We start from the raw sequence: 17035 nt of genomic DNA on the forward strand, positions 1-17035 counted from the left end.
TCTATTCTTGAATAATAAATTCTTGTATAGTAACATTCACCAATTGTAATTCATAATCTCGGAATACCGGACGAAGCTCTTTCTTAACAAGCTCTGGTATTTCCGGTCTTTTTTCAAGTAATTCTTCTTTTGTATATGAAGCAATCATATTGTTCAATGTGCTACGAATTCTTGCCATCATTTTTTTTATTATTGGGTGCTCCATATTTACAGCGCCTTCTTTCACCAATGTTTTATATTCGCTGTTGTCTTTGTCCATAAGTCTGAATTCAAAACCAAAATTTACCACAACGAATACAGAGGCGGCACCTTTTGGGTTTGTGGTTATGCGACCTGTCTCCATTAAAGCAATGTCTTCAAGCTTTGCTAAATAATCTTCGTCCTCTCCTTCCGCGTTTTCTTTTGATTTCGCCACTTTTTCTGTTTTGCCTTTTTCAGCTTCGCCACCTGTTTGCTGCACTCCCATAAATTTAGAAGCGAAGAACACACCTAATATCACCCCCAGAATAATAATAACTAATATTCCCACTGCCGCTCCAATCATCAAAGGTAGCGATACACCCAGCGATTTCTTCTCTTTCTTCACAGGTTCGTGAACAACCTCTTCGCCTTGTTGTTTTTCTTCTGCCATTGTTTCCTCCAATTACATTTATCGTCAGTTACTTAAAAATCTTTATTTAGCAATTTGTATAAGAAAATATAATGCCAAAATTTTATTCCTAATCTAATACTATATCTAATCCTACATCTTACTTGCATTTACTGATTTCTGCATTGCTTTTCAACAATTATTAAGTCAAAACAACTGTTTACTATTAGCAATTAAGTCGAAATATCTACTAATTAAGACGAAAGAAAATTAATTTTATTCATTTATTTACAATTGCAGAAATGCAATCACTGTGCAGTTATTATTTTGGGATATTGAATAAAAAAAGTGGCTGTTCCGCGAACAACCACTTTCTTCATTTCAAATATATAGCAAAATATTATGCAATATCCTGAGCTACGAATGGCATCAAAGCCAAATGGCGTGCGTGCTTAATTGCAGCTGCAATCTGACGTTGCTGATATGCAGTAACTCCTGTAATACGGCGAGGAAGAATTTTTCCCTGGTCGTTTGTAAATTTCTGCAAAAGTTTCACATCAAGATAATCAACAACTTTTGCATCTTTCAATGGATTTTGTTTTTTGCGAACAGTGCGTTGCTTGTTGTTTTTAAAATTGCTGCTTGTTTGCATTGGATAGATTGCGTTCATTTTATTATTTCCTCCTTGCTTCCATCATTGATTTTGATTTTTCGAAACGCTTATTGAAGCGGTCAACACGTCCTGCGGTATCTACAAGCACTTGCTTGCCTGTATAGAATGGATGCGATTTCGAATCGATGTCCAACACCAAACGGTCCTTATTTATGCAGGAACGAGTTTTAAAAGTTGTTCCATCTGTCATCACTACTTCAACAGTATGATAGTATGGATGAATTCCTTTTTTCATTTTCTCGACCTATTTATTTTATTTACTAATGTCAATATTGTTAATTTGGTCTAAAGTATCAACCTTCACGAATTTTTCGAGGAAGCGAGTTGTTCCTGCTTCGCTGCGATAACCTTTGATAATTTTTACACTTATCTTTTCGTCAACTTTCTTTTTCTTTAGTTTATCGCCGAATGTTTGCTGTTTAGCCATTTTTCATTCTCAATTTTATTATTCACATAATTTTAAGATTACAAATATAACTTTTTCATTTGATTTTACAAAAGAAATTTTATGAAAAGAAAATTTTTGTAATTAATATTATTTTATCACTATTTTTTTATCAAATTTTTCATTATATTTTCATCATTGAGTTTCATCTAAACAAATAATTATGCTGGCTTTAACGAGAAAAATCATTGTCGAGAGTGGTATTATTACTGAAATTCTGCACTCCGACAATTTGGAATTAATTATAGACGGACATTCATATAAGTTTCCGCCCGGTGCTGCGGCAGTTGTCGGGTTCGTTGATTGCCACGGACATATCGCAGGCTACGGAATGAGACTTTCGGAAGTCTCTCTGAAAGACTGCAAAAGCATTCACGATTGCATTGTCAAATTGCAAAATACGAAATTATTTCGCGGAAACTGGATTACTGCTTTCGGATGGAACCACGAAAACTGGACTGAAAACAGCCTACCCACAAAAGAATTGCTCGATGAAGCTTTCCCCGATACACCTGTTTATCTTACCCGGCAAGATGGGCACTCTGCTTTAGTTAATTCTGCTGCTCTCAAAATCGCTTATATAAACGAACTCACTACAAACCCACAAGGCGGCGAAATTGTTCGTTCTTATGATGGCAAACCCACAGGAATGCTTATCGACAATGCTATGGCTCTTGTCGAAAAGCACATCCCGGATTATTCTCTTGAACAATACACCGAATTCATCAAAACCGCTCTTTCGGAACTTGCCCGATATGGAATAACACAGGCACACGATATGGATGTCGAAACTCGCTTTGTCCCTATTTTTAACGAACTTGAACTTGCGGGCGAAATGCCGGTTCGTGTGAAATCGTTTGTGCGAGCGCAAAATAATGAATGGTTACGCGATTGCGTCCTTCCATACAAAGGCAACTTTTTCAAAGTGCAGGGACTAAAATATTTCCTCGATGGAGCATTGGGTTCCTATGGTGCAGCCCTTACTCGCGGCTACGACGACAACGAAACAAAAAGCGGATTTCTCCTGCTCGACGAAAACACGCTCAAGAACCGTGCAAAACGTGGCATTTTAAGCGGTTTCGATATTGCAATTCACGCTATTGGCGATTCTGCTGTAAACACGGCTCTGAACGTTGCCGAAAAGCTTCGCTCGGATAGCTTGCTCGAAGGAAGTGGCACAATTAGAATCGAACACGCTCAAATGGTTCTGCCAAACGATTTGCCTCGATTTGCCAAACTAAATGTAGTCGCCTCCGTGCAACCTTATCATTTCACATCAGACACCAATGGAATGGCTCAAAAACGAATTGGCTCGCGAATGAGATTTTCTTATCTCTGGGAATCTTTTATTCAACAAGGTGCAACTATTATTGCAGGAAGCGACTTCCCGATAGAAAAGCCCTCTGTTATCGACGGCATTCGTTCTTTTCTTACCCGTAAGTCCTCTCTTGATGGAACAATTATCTCACCAAATGAACGGCTTTCAATTTTCGAAGCACTCGATGCATATTGCGTCGCTCCTCATAGAGTTCATAATGAAATCGCACATTTTGGTTGCATAGAAGCTGGTAAAACAGCTGATATAACTGTTCTTTCTGCTAATCCTTATTTATTGCAGAATGAACCCGAAATGCCAATCGATGTTCTCGCTACGATAGTTGGCGGAAAAGTCGCTTTTCTGAACTCTTAGTATTCTATTCAGAAAATTGCTTAATTCCATTTCGTTTTTAATTTGAAAATGTAACAGAAGCGATACTATTTTCATTCAAATAGCTAATCTAATACTATCTAATTTAGTTCCAACTCCTTTGGTTAGTAAGATAAATATGATTAATTTTGAAATTTAATTTGGCAGATTTTAATTATGACAGATAGATTAGGTTCAAATCTCGACCCGGAAGAAATCTTACAAGGACTGAACGAACAGCAAGCCGCCGCGGTAAAAGCAAAAAACGGTCCCGTGCTTATTGTTGCCGGAGCTGGCAGTGGCAAAACCAAAGTGCTTACCCACCGCATTGCTTATCTTGTAGCAAGCGGAGTTTCCCCAAGAAATATATTAGCACTCACATTTACAAACAAAGCCGCCAACGAAATGAAGCAACGTATTGCCTCGCTTGTGGGCAGTCGCGACGCTGCACTTATCCGTGCCGGCACTTTCCATTCGATTTTTGCTCGTCTGCTTCGTCAAAGTGCGGACTTTATCAACTATACATCAGATTTTACTATTTACGACTCGGAGGACTCGCTAAGCGCCATTAAGAAAATTTTCAAGGAAAAGTCCTTGCCTGAAAAACCGCTTAGCCCTCAACAAGTTGCTTCGATTATTTCCAAAGCAAAAAACCGACTCCAAACCTGGCAATCGATTTACGACAACGCCCGAAACCCCCAGGAAAAAATGTTCGCTGAAATATATAAGCTCTACGAAGAACGACTTCGCGATAGCAACGCAATGGATTTTGACGACCTGCTCTGGAACTTTATTCGTTTGCTCGAAGAGCATTCAGATGTGCTTGAATTTTATCAAGACACTTTCCGCTACATTATGGTTGATGAATATCAGGACACAAACCACGCTCAATATGTTGCTATTCGCCTGCTTTCAAAAAAATATCAGAACATCTGCGTTGTCGGCGACGACGCTCAAAGTATCTACGGTTGGCGCGGTGCCGATATTCAAAATATACTTGAATTCAAACGCGACTATCCACACGCAAAAATTTTCAAACTTGAACAAAATTATCGCTCCACCAAAACTATTCTCGAAGCCGCTCATTCAGTTATTCAGAACAACACTTATCAAATCAAGAAAAAGCTTTTCACCGACAACGAATCGGGCGATTTAATCGACCTTGTCGAGTGCAGTTCGGACCGTGAAGAAGCGGAATTTGTCGTTTCAAGAATTAACAAACTTTCTGAAAGCGGTATTCCTCTTAATGAAATTTGCATTCTATACAGAACAAACGCTCAATCGCTCGAATTCGAAAAATCCTGCAGGAAATACAGTATTCCTTATATAGTTGTTGGCGGTATGTCCTTCTACAAAAGGAAGGAAGTAAAAGATGTACTGGCATATTTGCGAACTCTAATCAATCCACGCGACCGCGAAGCAATTCTTCGAATTATCAACGAGCCGGCAAGAGGAATCGGCGAAACTTCTCTGAAACATATTAATTCTTATGCAATAGAATATGGACTTTCATTTTTCGAAGCATTGAAAAATGCAGATAATATAGAAGGGCTTGTTCCAAAATCAAAAAATGCAATCAAGCATTTCGTCGAATTTATTGAAAATTATCGCCAAAAACTCACCAGCGAAGACTATTCCACAGTCGTAGCTGAATTCATCAAAAAAACCGGACTAATCGAGTTCTACCAAGAAATCGGAACGGACGAAGCTTACGACCGTATCGAAAATATCGAACAGGTAGTAAGCGACATCACCTATTTTGCTGAGGAAAACCCCGACAGCACTCTCAACGACTATATCCAGCAAATGTCTTTGGTTGCCGATATCGACTCAAGCGACCTGACAAAAGAACGCCTCCCGATTATGACTCTGCATTCAGCAAAAGGACTCGAATTTAAGCACGTGTTTATTGCCGGTATCGAAGACGGAACTTTTCCCATTTCGCGAGCTACCTTCAGCAAAGACGAAGAAGAGGAAGAACGTCGCCTGTTCTATGTTGGAATTACCCGGGCTAAAGAAAAATTAACGCTAACTTATGCCCGTAGCAGAATGAAATTTGGCGATATTATGATGCAAAAACCTTCTTATTTCCTCAAAGAAATAGACCCAAGCCTAATTCGACAATTGAACACTTCGGGCGCACCGATTAGTTCAGCAAAATCTAACTTCAACTCGCACTCCTTCAAATCCAACCACTACGAACAGCAACCCGACAACGACTATTCATATTCGCAAATAGAAAAAACTGTTTATGATTTTCGCATTGGCGATTTAGTTCGCCACAGTCAGTTCGGTGTCGGGAAAATCACAGGATTAAGCGGTGAAGGCTCTATGCGAAAAGCAACTGTCAATTTTGCCAATATCGGAAAGAAACTTTTGCTGCTTCAATATGCAAAACTTGAAATAATCAAACAGGCAGAGCAATGAAAAAAAATGTCGGATATGTCGATTGGCTGATACTAATTCCTGTTGTTGGACTTATGGTGTTCAGCCTTGCGTTTGTTTATTCGGCGAGTGCAACAATAGCCGAAATGAAATTCGGTATGCCCGAAAAATTAGTTCTCAATCACAGCATTAGAGTATTTGCCGGAATTATCTTAATGCTAATTATTTCAAGAATAGATTATCACGTCTGGCAGAAAATCAGCAAGCCTCTGCTACTTACAAGCATTATTTTGCTGGTTGTCGTGCTATTCGCAGGCGAAGCCGCAAAAGGTGCCTCGCGTTGGTTGCGTCTTGGATTTTTCAGCTTTCAGCCTTCTGAACTTGCAAAATTTGCTATGGTGTTGCATTTCGCCACGCTTCTAACACGCAAGCAAGATGTCATAAAGGACTTCAAGCAAGGCTTTTTGCCATTTGTAGTGTGGACTCTTATTATTTGCGGGCTCATCGCTTTGCAGCCGAATTTTTCAACTATGATTGTGATTTTCTTTATTTCCATTGCTCTTATGTTTATCGGAAATGTAAATTTAATTTATTTATTAGCAACCGGACTTATCGGAATTGCTTCTGCCGGAGTGTATGCAATTAGTGCAACTTACAGAATGAACAGAATTAAAGCTTTTTTAGGTTTGGGCGGCGACTCTCATCCGATTGAAACAGTAAACTATCAGTTAAATCAAGCGCTTATTGCTATTGGCAATGGCGGGCTATTCGGTGTCGGACCCGGGCAAAACCGTCAGAGTCATCTGTTCCTCCCAGAATCTTACGGGGACTTTATTTTCTCAATTGTTGGCGAAGAATACGGATTTTTCGGCTTGCTTATTATCATCCTTGCTTTCGCAATTATTTTCTGGCGCGGAATGATCATTGCAAAAAAAGCACCTGACAATTTCGGCTACTTCCTTGCTGTTGGTATCATTACTACATTTGCAATTTATGTGTTTGTCAATGCAGGTGTCAATACAGGGCTTTTGCCAACAACTGGTGTTCCGATGCCGTTTATTAGTTACGGCGGAACTGCTGTAATTTTTTATTCAGCGGCAATTGGCGTGCTCCTGAATATTTCTGCCCAAGCCGGAGTTTTTCCTAAAACTATAAAAAATAAACCAAAGGAGAGCGAAATTGAATAAATTATCCGTGCTGATTTTTCTGTTTTTTGCAGTTGTAACCTTTCTGCTGCACAGGTTCGAACTTGCTGCGGCAAACTTTATTGCTTTCATCGGGTTTGCAATGTTCGAATACAGGCTCAATCTCGTCGTCCGATTTCGGCTGCAACATATCTGGGAATATCGTTTCCGTCGGATTGGTTTATTAGTTGGCTATCTTGCCATAACTGCAATATTTGTGATGATTGCACTTCGTTTCCTGAAAATTTATAACTTTTGATTATGCTTTTCATTGATTTTTCCGAAATTCCACAAAACGGCAACTTCTTCCGCAAGTTTTCGGAAGGCGACAGATTTGTTCTATCACGTTTTGCAGATATTTCGGAAACAGAAAACAAACCATTTCTTCTTCGCAAAGCTCAAAAGTTCGCTAATCGGCAACTTACGCATAAGATAATTACGGACACGATGCAACCGCTTGATTTGTCCGAATCGCAAAAAGCGAATATTTCGCTCTCATCCCAATCAAACACTTTATTTGTTTCCACCGGGCAACAGGTTGGTTTTCTGGGCGGGGCTTTCTATACTTGCCTGAAAATAGCAACTGCAATAAATATTGCAAATAAACTTCAGGCGAAGCACCCGGAACTTCATATAGTCCCGGTTTTCTGGCTCGAAGACAACGACCACGACGCAAAAGAAGCAGCCGAAATTTATGTTTTCGATGCAAATCACACTCCACATCTGTTCAACCCGGATTATACGCAATACGAAAATACACCTGTTTCTGAACTCGTTTTTGACGAAAAAATCGAACAAACTATCGACGAAATAATCGACACTCTCCCCTTTTCGCCGAACAAGGAGCAGCTTGCCAACGCCATTCGCTCGATATATTGCAAAGGCAAGCGCTGGTCGGACGCAATGCTTCAGTTTTATCAAATGCTATTCAAAAGCTACGGTTTGCTTTTTGTTTCGGCTGCTGCTGCCCGCAAAAGCGGTGCAATTGCCCTCCTCGCGAATACAAATTTTGCTTCATCAGATAATTTCAAAAAATTATTTGATATTTTTTCGAAAAACAAAGCTTTGCTAACGAGTTACGGGCATTCAATAAATATTTCTTTCGACTATTTCAATTATTGCAAGCACACGGAAGGCAAAAGATTTTCTATACGCACAGTTTCTCCGGAAAATTTTCTTTTTTCAGTAAATCATTGCCAATACACCTACGACGAGATTGTCTCGGATATTTCCCGAAATCCGTGTTCCTTTTCGCCAAAGGCAATTCTGCGACCTGTTTTTCAGGAAATTTGCCTTCCTTCGGTTATGTATGTGCTTGGTCCGGGCGAAATTTCATATTTCGCAATGTTAAAGGAAGCTTATGAATTTTTCGGTGTAGATTTTCCGCCTGTTACCAACAGAGCTATGGCTTGCTTCCTGCCCGAAAGGCATTTTCATTTTATCGTGCAGAATAATATAGATTTTGCTAAGTTTTTCGAGCCTTTAAATAAATTCGAAAGTTTTTTGAGTAATTTAGTAATTGACGACACATCGGACAAAATTTTTGAGCAAGTGAAAAACGAAGTTCAGCAAAGCTTTTCGCAGCTAACCCCACTGCTTAGCCAAGCCGACCAATCACTTCTGAGAACGCAGGAAAGCTACGCCCACAAATCATCTGAACTAATTGACAACTTACAGAAAAAATATTTTGCGGCACTGAAAAAGAAAAACACCGATTACGTAAGCAAGTTCAGAAAAATCCGGACTATTCTTTTGCCAAATGAACGCTTGCAGGAACGTAAGATTTCACCAATAAATTTTATTAATATCTATGGATTTGAAAATTTTTCTAAAATTTTAAATGAAATAGCCGATAATTACGTTAAAGGATTTATAATTTATTCATAATTCAGGGACGAACTGATGCAGGTTCTTAGCGTGCAACCGCTTGAAATAGAAGAAATACAAGTTATTCGCTTCAGGAAATTTCTCGACGAACGAGGCTATTTTACAGAAACTTACCGGGAAGATGATTTCTATGGTATAGATGAACTTGCCTTCATCAGACGTTATGATTTTTTGCAGTTCAATGAATCATTTTCCTATAAAAATACATTCCGTGGCTTTCATTTCCAGTGGAACCCGTTTATGGGCAAATTAGTCCGCTGCATAAGTGGTAATTTGCTTGATATGGCAATAGATATTCGCAAAAATTCCGATACTTTTGGCAAAATTATTGCTTATGAACTATCGGGCGCGCCCGCTCTGGATTATTCTGAATGGATGTGGATACCGCCCGGATTTGCACACGGAATGCTACTGACAAAAGATAGCTATGTTCAATATCTTTGCAGTGGAACTTATAATCCACGTTGCGAAGGGGTTATTTCGCCGATGGCAGAAGATATTGATTGGTCCCTGTGCGACAAACGCATTGCAAAAAAAATCAAACAAGCATTCAGCAAAGATATTCTGGTTAAAGAACGCGATTTGCAAGGTATGACACTTGCTCAGTGGAAGAGCAATAAAGCGTCAGATAAGTTTTTGAACATAGATTAGTATGGACACAAAAGGAATAATTCTCGCAGGAGGCAAAGGAACCCGCCTTTATCCGATGACGTCTGTAATCAGCAAGCAACTGCTGCCGATTTACGACAAGCCTATGATTTACTATCCGCTGTCTACTCTTATGCTTGCTGACGTGCGCAATGTTCTTATTATTTCCACACCTCGAGACCTTCCTTCGTTCCAAACTCTTCTTGGCGATGGTTCTCAATGGGGCATTAATCTGCAATATGCCGAACAACCGCATCCAGGCGGATTGCCCGAAGCATTCATTATTGGTGCAGACTTTATCGAAGACAACCAGAGCGTTCTTATTTTGGGCGATAACTTGTTCTATGGCGATCTCACTTTTTTCCGCAGGTCGCTCGAAAAGAATATTGGCGGAACAATTTTCGCATACAACGTCGAAAAACCCCAGATGTATGGAGTTGTAGAATTCGACCGAAACGGCAATGTCCTATCAATTGAGGAAAAGCCTGAAAATCCGAAATCGAACTATGCAATTCCGGGACTTTATATTTTCGATGAAAATGTTGTCGAAATTGCTCGCTCGCTTTCTCCAAGCAATCGCGGCGAGCTTGAAATAGTGGACATACACAAGCACTACTTACGGCAAAACAGACTAAAAGTGGCACCCATAGGGCGCGGAGTTGCCTGGCTCGATACCGGCACACCGGAAAATTTCACCGAAGCGTCTGTGTTTATTATGTCAATAGAAAAGCGTCAGGGCACTAAAATTGCCTGCTTAGAGGAAATTGCTCTCAATCGCGGGTTTATCTCGATCGAGCAATTCGAAACGACAATGAACGCAATGGCAGACTGCGACTACAAAAAGTATTTGCAAAAAGTATTTGAAATGATAAAATTATCATTGTGAAAATAATTTTATTTTATTATTTTGTTAATTATTTGTAACATATAGAATTGCTATGGCTAAAAAAAGAGTAATAAAAACAAACTACTTCGGCGAATTGGAAATAGACGACGAGTATATTTTCAAATTCAAAGATGGTATGCTCGGATTTGAGGATTTGCACGATTACGTTTTAATCAGCGAGGAATCAACTGCACCGTTCAAATGGCTAATATCTGTCGATGAGCCGGAGATTGGCTTCCCATTGCTTAGTCCATGGCATATTGATGTTTATTACGATCCCGGGATAAAATACGACCTCGAAAAGCAGGTGCTATTTGTTGTAATCACTTTGGAAGACGAAAACGGCGAGATGAGTGCTAATATGAAAGCACCAGTTATCTTTAACATCGAGGAGCAGACTGGCAAACAAATCATTTTGCCGTCAGACAAATACTCAACAAATTATGTTATCGCAAAAAAGCAACAAACAATAAAGGAATAGCAAAATGTTAGTTCTATCAAGGAAGATAGGGGAAGTAATCACCATTGGGAACTCAATTCAGATTACTGTTTTGAGCTACGACCGTGGGGTTGTGCGTTTGGGCATCGAAGCGCCCAAAACAGTGCCTGTGCACCGCAAAGAAATATATGAAAAGATTATCCAGATTAATCGTCAGGCAGCCAAAACTCATCTAATGGCACTAAAAGATGCAATTGCAAATTCCAGTATTAAGTTTTCTCACTTAATTGACGAAGATATAAGTGGTATAGCCATAAAAAAATTAAATAACAAGGAATAGCATTATGGCTGAATATTCTGCATTAATAATTGATGATGACATCTGGATGCAGAGGATTTTGTCCAAAACATTGGCAAGTTACGGATTCAAGACCTCTTACCTTGCGTCTGATGGATATTATGGCATTGCTCTTGCGGTAGAGCACCAGCCAACTCTTATTATTATCGATATTCTTATGCCTGAGCTTTCCGGACATCAAACTCTAAAGATTCTGAAGCACATCAAAACTACCAAACATATACCCGTTATTATGGTTTCTGCACTTTCCGACGTAGAGAATTTAGGTTTAGCAGTAAAAAACGGAATATCTGGCTTTATCTCCAAACCGTTTACCAGAGCAACTGTTTACGACAAACTCGTAGATATTTTCGGAACAGAGAAATTAGAAATGATAATAAAGGGTATTCCGATAGATCCGGAAGAATTATATGTCAATGAGAAGGTATTAGCTCAGAAACAGGAAGAGATGCTGGAATCAATTACAAACATCAAAGAGCCGTCACCAGCCGAGCCTCCGCCCACACCAGAAGAAAAGACAACGCCCGTTGTCAAATCAGATACTATTTTGAAGCATTATCAGGAAGACGAAAAGAAAAGTATAGAATCAATTAAGAAACTTCTGCTAAAGAACCGTAAGTAAGCTACTCTTGCTTATCCAATTCATTCAAAATTCGTTGAGCAGTTTCCTTGAGCACTTCCGGCGAGTTGTAGTAGCCCGAAGAAATCCGAGAGAAAATACGGGAAAGCTTCTGAGCTTCGGTCGAAATCGATAATGTATCACCACCCGAGCTTGCAGAAGTTTTGCCAGAAGAAGTTTTAGCTTTGCTCTTTTTATCAGAAACCCGCTCGTTATCTTTAGGTCCCGACACTCCCTGTGGTTTTATTGAACTGATATCCATATCGCACCTATTTTATTTAGAATAAATTAATACCGATTTTTGCTTATTCAATTGCTTTAATTTTTCTCCTGTATCTTTAGTTTTTTTTCTAAGCAATTCTAAATTAACAGAATCCAAATTAACAATCAAATTTATTTTTTTATTCCATTCGTCTTGCTTTTCAGCAACAAATTCCTTACCAATATCAGATTCGAGCAATGATTTAAGGTGTAGAATATTTTTTTCTCTTTCTTCGTATAGATTAGAGATTTCTTCAAGATCTTCCAGCTCGAAATTTCCATTATTAAGTGCGTCGGAAATACTTTTAGTATTTTCGAGCACAAGTTCGATATTATTCAGTATTTCACTATACTTTTGCATTAGCTATCTGCCCTTCACCTTCGATATTGCTAACTATTCTTGCAATTTTCAGAGCAATTTCACTTGGCAATTGCTGAATAACTTCTTTTGTTTTGTTGTCGATAATGCGTAAAATCATTTTGTTTGTATCTTTGTCGATAGAAAATTCGAGAAAAACATCTGCTTCCTTAATAATATTTTTGAGTTTTTCTCCAAGTTCCTTCAAATCAGAATTTACTTTATTTTTAAATTCTTTTTCTTTCGGCTTAGCACTTTCAGCTTGGGTTTCCTTATCGTGTTTTGCACCGACAGAGGACCCTTCTTCCTTGTCAGAGCTGAATTCTGCCTTGAATTGCTCGGCGAGCAGGGCAAATCGCTCTTTTCTTGTTTCCAACTGCAAATCTTCGAGAGATGTCTCTCTAATTGCAGCAGTGGGCTGAATTCCATTAATCATTTTGGACCTCTTAAAATTATTGTCCTAATGAAGCTTGTTGAGCAATCAAGCTACTATATGTAGAAGTAGAAGAGGTAGACATCGTTGAAAGCAAAGAGTATTGTCCCTGCGCTTGCAAGTATACTTTTAAATAACTTTCATACTCTTTTCTTAGGCTTTCAGCTTGTTGCTCGATAGTTGCTTCCAGAGAAGCAATTCTTTTATCTATATTAGTAATTTCTCTTGTAATAGATTCATTTCTTGCCTTCAAAAGACCGCTATTGCCACCTTGCGGCTTTAGATTATAAATCACTTCATTAACTTTTGCAACAAACCCTGTTTCAGAAGTGAAAAGCTTAGCAATATTTTCAGCCCCGTTTTCCTTTGCAAGAAATTCTTTTAGTTTATCTTTGTCTCGAAGGACTAATGTCCCGTCGTTGTTTAATTTAAAGCCAATATCAGTAAGACGTTTAGGTGCGTCCGGGTCGTCCGACGAACTAAGAACGGAAGTCCCAACTGCACGTAACCTTTGTTGCAAAGACGAAATTGCAGTATCTTGCCTTTGAATATCTTTATTCTGGCTCAAATTAAACAGAACGCCGTTGTATTCTTTAATCAAAGCATCGACAAAGCTTTCAAAACCATCGACATCAATATCGGTAGTAACATTAATTGGTTGAGCATCTGCTGCTTGCGGCTTCAACAGGTTAATGGTAAGTCCGGGCAATACATCTTTCACTTCGTTAGAGTTTCTTGTTATTTCAATCCCATTTGCATCGAAGCTTGCATTTAGCAACGATGAGTCAGACACTTTGTAGCCAGCCGAGCCACCGCTAATAGCAGTACGTGCATTGGGATCCGAGTAAAGCGAAGTAGTCCAGCCCAATAGTTCAGTAGTCGATGTTTGAGTAAAAGTAATTTTGTTATTCTGACCGGTTTCTTTGGAAGTAAGAGAAATTCTACCGGTGGTTTCGGTATCTTTCACAAGCGAAGCGCTAATTTTAACGTCTTTAATTCCGTTGATAGCATTAACAATTTTTTTCATTGCTTCTTCGTTTGTTTCGCTTCCAGTGAAATTAACCTTAACGGTGTAAGTTTTGTCATTCACAGAAAGATCGAAAGTCTTCTCGCCGGCAGTTTCCCCGAAGGCATCCGAAAGATTAAGTCTGTTGGAAACCAGCACATCATTTGTTGCAATGCGATTTACCTTTATTGAGTTAGAACCGACTATGGCATTTCCATCAGCTTTTACTGTAAAATAATCGTTTTCTGATATTGTAGCCTTATAAGTTTTAAACTTGTCATTAATTCCGTTTGTAGGCGTAAATGTAAAATTATCGCCAACCTTCTTATATTCGCCAAATTTATCGAGTTGAGCAATAAGCGAGTTCAGCTTTCCATTTAATTCATTATAAAACTTCTGACGAGTTTGAAGGGTTTGCTTTCGCGATTGCAAACCTTCTGTGCGACTTGCCTGCGACTTTTTATATGATTCGACAAGCAATTCGCTATATGATTTGTCGCTGCCCGATATTCCGAATGTGTCTATAGCCATAGTCAATGCCTCCTTCGCTATTCAAGGTTGAAGGCTTTTGCCCAAGCATTACGAAGCTCGGTAATAATGTAAAGTGCCTCGTCGTATTTTTTCTGGAAAATACATCTCTGGCAATATTCATAAAGCCGATAAAGACGGGTTGCTGTTTCTTCGTATTCGAAATTGAGAGCACCCATAAGTTCAACAAGCACTCTGCTCATTTTATTGACATCCTGTCTTTTGCAGCTTACAATGAATAAATCATACATTTTCAAGATAATTTTTTCTTTGCTCCACGACAGAACTTCCTGTTCGAGATAAGCAGGAATTTTTTTCTCTTTCCCACCACCATACATTTTCGAGGCGGCAAGTTGTTGTGCTTGTGTCAACATAAATTCATCCTCACATTTTGTTTTCTAAATGGAGCGGTATCTTCCTGATACCGCTCTTTAATTAAAGCAAAAACTATGCCCAATTACCTAAACAATTGCAAGAATTGTTGTGGATTTTGGTTAGCTTGGGCAAGTGAAACAAGCGATGCTTGTTGTAAGAACTGGGATTTTATAAGTTCCATTTGCTCTGTTGCGACATCTGCATCTTCAATACGTGAAATTGCAGCTTTGTAGTTAGTGATTTGCGATTTTAGCACATTTTCCTGTGCATTGATACGAACCTCGATTCCGCCGAGATACGATGCTACTTTGTTAATATTATCAATAGCCATAGCAAGTGAAGAAATAGTTTGAGTAACAGCTGGAGTTGCACCTACGTTTTCAAAAATTCCGAGATCAGAAGCTGAAACAGAATTGAGGTCTTCAAGGTTCAGACCTGCAACTCCGGCAAAGCTTGTTGCAGCACCAGTTGTAGTGCCACGAACGGCTATTGCTTCGTTTGTTGCATTCAAGTCGAAGATACCGTCCACGTTGAAATCAGGATTGCTTGTAGTTAAGTCGATGGAAATCTTCATCAAGTTGTTATTGGCATAATAGCCAGTAACCCATTCGCCTGTGAAGTTGCCTTGAAGTAGTTGCTTGCCGCCAAACACAGTTGAATCTGTAATAAACTGAATTTGCTGAGCAAGGCGGTATGCACCTTTTGCAAGAGCAACCTTTTCGTCTGTTCCCAAAGCACCTGATGATGCAGTTGCAGCAGCATCTTTGATTTGAGTAACAAGAGTGCTGATCTGATCAAGAGCATCCTGAGCTATTGATGTAACATTTTTAGCATCGCCTGCAGAATTGAGTGCAGCTTTCAATGCACCGTTGCGAGCCTGCAATGCACGCGAAGTAATGTAGCCTGAAACGTCGTCAGCGGCAGAGTTGATTCTCTTGCCTGTCGATAGTCGCAACTGGCGAAGAGCAATATTATTGCTCGAAGCCGTAAGAGCGTTGTAAGCATTATCCGCGGGGATGTTCGTCCGTATTCTTGAATCACCGCTAATTGCTGATGGCATAAGCCCCTCCCAAAGTTAAATGTTTTTTTGGTGCCTCCTCCACCAAAAATTTTTCATCCTTCTCTATATATATCGGCAATATTATTTAAAACTTTAATAAAAAAGGACGGAAATTTTTCCGTCCCGAAAAAATATTTTGACCACATATTTTTGAGCTATTTTAGTCAGATATTATCTGAATAGCTGCAAGAACTGTTGTGGGTTTTGGTTTGCCTGGCTCAACGATACCAAAGAAGCTTGCTGCAAGAACTGTGATTTGATGAGTTCCATTTGTTCTGTTGCAACATCTGCATCTTCGATACGTGATATTGCAGCTTTGTAGTTTGTGATTTGAGATTTCAACATTGCTTCCTGCGAGTTGATACGAACCTCAATACCACCAAGATACGATGCTACTTTGTTAATGTTGTCAATTGCCATTGCAAGAGATTGCAAAGTCATTACAACATTTGATTTTCCTGTTACCGGATCATTTAAGTATCCGAAGTAACCCAAATCAGAAGAACTGATATTATTGAACTCTTCCAGATTCAAGCCGGTTACACCTGCAAAGTTAGTTGATGCACCCGATACTGTTCCACGAATAGCTGTTGCTTCGCTTGTAGCATTCAGGTCGAACAACCCATTGACGTTAAAGTCTTTGTTGTTTACAGTTAAGTCAATGGAAATCTTCATCAATTCGTTATTTGCATAGTAGCCGGTAACCCATTCGCCTGTAAAGTTGCCTTGAAGCAATTGCTTGCCGCCGAACACAGTTGAGTCAGTGATAAACTGAATTTGTTGAGCAAGGCGGTATGCACCTTTTGCAAGAGCAACTTTTTCATCTGTTCCCAGAGCACCAGACGAAGCAGTAGCTGTAGCATCCTTAATTTGAGCCATTAATGAGTAAATCTGGTCTAATGCATCCTGTGCAATAGAAGTTACATTCTTTGCATCACCGGCAGAGTTCAACGCTGCTTTCAACGCACCGTTGCGGGCTTGCAACGCACGTGAAGTGATATAGCCCGAAACATCGTCTGCTGCTGAATTGATGCGTTTCCCTGTGGAAAGACGCAATTGACGCAATGCTATGTTGTTACTTGATGCTGTTAATGCATTGTAGGCATTTTCTGCCGGGATGTTGGTGCGGATACGGCTATCGCCGCTAATTGCTGATGGCATAATAAACCTCCATGTAAATTATTTGTTTTTCGGGCGTCCTGCCATCAATATTT

The 17035-nt window shown here is 39.4% G+C and carries 20 protein-coding genes and 1 pseudogene; 10 read left to right on the top strand and 11 right to left on the bottom strand.

Going from position 1 to position 17035, the window contains the following annotated elements; all coding sequences use genetic code 11:
• Nucleotide 1 precedes the first annotated feature (1 nt).
• The 4 genes from ACY2LT_RS06970 to ACY2LT_RS06985 all read right to left on the bottom strand — a co-directional run bounded on the left by ACY2LT_RS06970 (nucleotide 2) and on the right by ACY2LT_RS06985 (nucleotide 1689).
• Nucleotides 2-631: an SPFH domain-containing protein gene (locus tag ACY2LT_RS06970; protein ID WP_491814773.1), complete on the bottom strand. Its 630-nt coding sequence runs from the start codon at nucleotides 629-631 to the stop codon at nucleotides 2-4.
• 358 nt (nucleotides 632-989) lie between these two features.
• Nucleotides 990-1259 (bottom strand): 30S ribosomal protein S18, encoded by a 270-nt coding sequence (gene rpsR / locus ACY2LT_RS06975; protein WP_491814774.1) that lies wholly within the window; start codon nucleotides 1257-1259, stop codon nucleotides 990-992.
• Nucleotides 1260-1263: 4 nt separating this feature from the next.
• Complete coding sequence (gene rpmE / locus ACY2LT_RS06980) at nucleotides 1264-1497, bottom strand: 50S ribosomal protein L31 (RefSeq protein WP_491814775.1); 234 nt, start codon at nucleotides 1495-1497, stop codon at nucleotides 1264-1266.
• Nucleotides 1498-1515: 18 nt separating this feature from the next.
• On the bottom strand, nucleotides 1516-1689 hold the full coding sequence (locus tag ACY2LT_RS06985) for a hypothetical protein (RefSeq protein ID WP_491814776.1): 174 nt from the start codon (nucleotides 1687-1689) through the stop codon (nucleotides 1516-1518).
• A gap of 181 nt (nucleotides 1690-1870) precedes the next feature.
• On the opposite strand from ACY2LT_RS06985, the gene ACY2LT_RS06990 reads away from it, so the two are divergent.
• The 10 genes and pseudogenes from ACY2LT_RS06990 (at nucleotide 1871) to ACY2LT_RS07035 (ending at nucleotide 11803) form a co-directional block, all read left to right on the top strand.
• Nucleotides 1871-3397 carry an amidohydrolase gene (locus ACY2LT_RS06990; RefSeq protein WP_491814777.1) on the top strand — a complete coding sequence of 509 codons (1527 nt, stop codon included), beginning with the start codon at nucleotides 1871-1873 and terminating at the stop codon, nucleotides 3395-3397.
• A gap of 174 nt (nucleotides 3398-3571) precedes the next feature.
• Nucleotides 3572-5821 carry a UvrD-helicase domain-containing protein gene (locus ACY2LT_RS06995; RefSeq protein ID WP_491814779.1) on the top strand — a complete coding sequence of 750 codons (2250 nt, stop codon included), beginning with the start codon at nucleotides 3572-3574 and terminating at the stop codon, nucleotides 5819-5821.
• Nucleotides 5818-6966 (top strand): putative lipid II flippase FtsW, encoded by a 1149-nt coding sequence (ftsW, locus tag ACY2LT_RS07000; RefSeq protein ID WP_491814780.1) that lies wholly within the window; start codon nucleotides 5818-5820, stop codon nucleotides 6964-6966. The genes ACY2LT_RS06995 and ftsW overlap by 4 nt, the downstream gene beginning before the upstream one ends.
• Nucleotides 6959-7222: a hypothetical protein gene (locus ACY2LT_RS07005; RefSeq protein WP_491814781.1), complete on the top strand. Its 264-nt coding sequence runs from the start codon at nucleotides 6959-6961 to the stop codon at nucleotides 7220-7222. The genes ftsW and ACY2LT_RS07005 overlap by 8 nt, the downstream gene beginning before the upstream one ends.
• Nucleotides 7223-7224: 2 nt before the next feature.
• Nucleotides 7225-8850 (top strand): bacillithiol biosynthesis cysteine-adding enzyme BshC, encoded by a 1626-nt coding sequence (bshC, locus tag ACY2LT_RS07010; RefSeq protein ID WP_491814782.1) that lies wholly within the window; start codon nucleotides 7225-7227, stop codon nucleotides 8848-8850.
• A 15-nt stretch (nucleotides 8851-8865) separates the two neighbouring features.
• Nucleotides 8866-9501 carry a dTDP-4-dehydrorhamnose 3,5-epimerase family protein gene (locus tag ACY2LT_RS07015; RefSeq protein WP_491814783.1) on the top strand — a complete coding sequence of 212 codons (636 nt, stop codon included), beginning with the start codon at nucleotides 8866-8868 and terminating at the stop codon, nucleotides 9499-9501.
• A 1-nt stretch (nucleotide 9502) separates the two neighbouring features.
• Nucleotides 9503-10384 (top strand): glucose-1-phosphate thymidylyltransferase RfbA, encoded by an 882-nt coding sequence (gene rfbA / locus ACY2LT_RS07020; protein WP_491814784.1) that lies wholly within the window; start codon nucleotides 9503-9505, stop codon nucleotides 10382-10384.
• Nucleotides 10385-10436: 52 nt separating this feature from the next.
• Nucleotides 10437-10865, top strand: a complete 429-nt coding sequence (fliW, locus tag ACY2LT_RS07025) for a flagellar assembly protein FliW (protein ID WP_491814785.1) — start codon at nucleotides 10437-10439, stop codon at nucleotides 10863-10865.
• Nucleotides 10866-10869: 4 nt separating this feature from the next.
• A pseudogene (csrA, locus tag ACY2LT_RS07030) lies at nucleotides 10870-11049 on the top strand (carbon storage regulator CsrA); the annotation flags it as partial.
• 118 nt (nucleotides 11050-11167) lie between these two features.
• Entirely contained in the window at nucleotides 11168-11803 is a 636-nt protein-coding gene (locus ACY2LT_RS07035) for a response regulator (RefSeq protein WP_491814786.1), read from the top strand.
• Nucleotide 11804: 1 nt separating this feature from the next.
• On the opposite strand, the gene ACY2LT_RS07040 is transcribed toward ACY2LT_RS07035, so the two are convergent.
• The 7 genes from ACY2LT_RS07040 to ACY2LT_RS07070 all read right to left on the bottom strand — a co-directional run bounded on the left by ACY2LT_RS07040 (nucleotide 11805) and on the right by ACY2LT_RS07070 (nucleotide 16982).
• Nucleotides 11805-12062: a hypothetical protein gene (locus ACY2LT_RS07040; protein ID WP_491814787.1), complete on the bottom strand. Its 258-nt coding sequence runs from the start codon at nucleotides 12060-12062 to the stop codon at nucleotides 11805-11807.
• A 12-nt stretch (nucleotides 12063-12074) separates the two neighbouring features.
• On the bottom strand, nucleotides 12075-12422 hold the full coding sequence (locus ACY2LT_RS07045; RefSeq protein ID WP_491814788.1) for a hypothetical protein: 348 nt from the start codon (nucleotides 12420-12422) through the stop codon (nucleotides 12075-12077).
• Nucleotides 12409-12855, bottom strand: a complete 447-nt coding sequence (locus ACY2LT_RS07050; RefSeq protein ID WP_491814789.1) for a flagellar protein FlaG — start codon at nucleotides 12853-12855, stop codon at nucleotides 12409-12411. The genes ACY2LT_RS07045 and ACY2LT_RS07050 overlap by 14 nt, the downstream gene beginning before the upstream one ends.
• Before the next feature lie 16 nt (nucleotides 12856-12871).
• Nucleotides 12872-14389, bottom strand: a complete 1518-nt coding sequence (gene fliD / locus ACY2LT_RS07055; RefSeq protein ID WP_491814790.1) for a flagellar filament capping protein FliD — start codon at nucleotides 14387-14389, stop codon at nucleotides 12872-12874.
• Nucleotides 14390-14406: 17 nt separating this feature from the next.
• Nucleotides 14407-14760: a flagellar export chaperone FliS gene (locus ACY2LT_RS07060; RefSeq protein ID WP_491814791.1), complete on the bottom strand. Its 354-nt coding sequence runs from the start codon at nucleotides 14758-14760 to the stop codon at nucleotides 14407-14409.
• 83 nt (nucleotides 14761-14843) lie between these two features.
• Complete coding sequence (locus tag ACY2LT_RS07065; protein WP_491814792.1) at nucleotides 14844-15821, bottom strand: flagellin; 978 nt, start codon at nucleotides 15819-15821, stop codon at nucleotides 14844-14846.
• A gap of 171 nt (nucleotides 15822-15992) precedes the next feature.
• Nucleotides 15993-16982 carry a flagellin gene (locus ACY2LT_RS07070; protein WP_491814793.1) on the bottom strand — a complete coding sequence of 330 codons (990 nt, stop codon included), beginning with the start codon at nucleotides 16980-16982 and terminating at the stop codon, nucleotides 15993-15995.
• Nucleotides 16983-17035 lie beyond the last annotated feature (53 nt).

The sequence above is a fragment of the Eximiradius proteiniborus genome, assembly GCF_058546985.1.